Origin of the sequence: Nitrospirillum amazonense (assembly GCF_007828035.1) — a bacterium.
Lineage (GTDB): Bacteria > Pseudomonadota > Alphaproteobacteria > Azospirillales > Azospirillaceae > Nitrospirillum > Nitrospirillum amazonense.
Genome location: NZ_VITV01000038.1, coordinates 1 through 1,096, shown reverse-complemented (window position 1 = coordinate 1,096; position 1,096 = coordinate 1). Strand labels below are relative to the sequence as shown.

Sequence of the window (1,096 nt, the reverse complement as noted above, 5' to 3'; positions counted from 1 at the left end):
AGGCGATGATCTTCGCGACCACGCCGGCGCCGACGGTGCGGCCGCCCTCGCGGATGGCGAAGCGCAGGCCTTCGTCCATGGCGATCGGGGCGATCAGCTCGACGGTCACCTGCACGTTGTCGCCCGGCATCACCATCTCGGTGCCTTCCGGCAGCGAGACCATGCCCGTCACGTCCGTGGTGCGGAAGTAGAACTGGGGACGGTAGTTGGTGAAGAACGGGGTGTGACGGCCGCCTTCTTCCTTCGTCAGGATGTAGGCTTCGGCCACGAACTTGGTGTGCGGGGTGATCGAGCCGGGCTTGGCCAGGACCTGGCCGCGCTCGACGTCTTCACGCTTCGTGCCGCGCAGCAGCGCGCCGATGTTGTCGCCAGCCTGGCCCTGGTCCAGCAGCTTGCGGAACATTTCCACGCCGGTCACGGTCGTCTTGACCGTCGCCTTCAGGCCGACGATCTCGATTTCCTCGCCCACCTTGACGATGCCGCGCTCGACACGGCCGGTCACCACGGTGCCGCGGCCCGAGATCGAGAACACGTCTTCGATCGGCATCAGGAAGGGCTTGTCAACCGGACGCTCCGGCTGCGGAATGTAGGCGTCGACCTGCTTCATCAGCTCCAGGATGGCTTCCTTGCCGATCTCGGGGCTGCGGTCTTCCAGGGCGCACAGGGCGGAGCCCTTCACGATCGGAATGTCGTCGCCAGGGAAGTCGTAGCTGCTCAGCAGCTCGCGCACTTCCAGCTCCACCAGCTCCAGCAGCTCGGGGTCGTCGACCATATCGACCTTGTTCATGAACACCACCAGCGCGGGCACGCCAACCTGGCGGGCCAGCAGGATGTGCTCGCGGGTCTGCGGCATCGGGCCGTCGGCGGCGGACACCACCAGGATCGCGCCGTCCATCTGCGCCGCGCCGGTGATCATGTTCTTCACATAGTCGGCGTGGCCGGGGCAGTCGACGTGGGCGTAGTGACGGTTCGACGTCTCGTACTCGACGTGCGCCGTCGAGATCGTGATGCCGCGCGCCTTCTCTTCCGGCGCCTTGTCGATCTGGTCGTACGCGGTGAACGTCGCGCCACCGGTCTCAGCCAGCACCTTCGTGAT

The 1,096-nt window shown here is 66.1% G+C and carries 1 protein-coding gene; it reads right to left on the bottom strand.

Going from position 1 to position 1,096, the window contains the following annotated elements:
* A partial coding sequence (tuf, locus tag FBZ87_RS29000; RefSeq protein ID WP_145614033.1) for an elongation factor Tu occupies window positions 1–1,096 on the bottom strand: 1,096 nt, incomplete at both ends.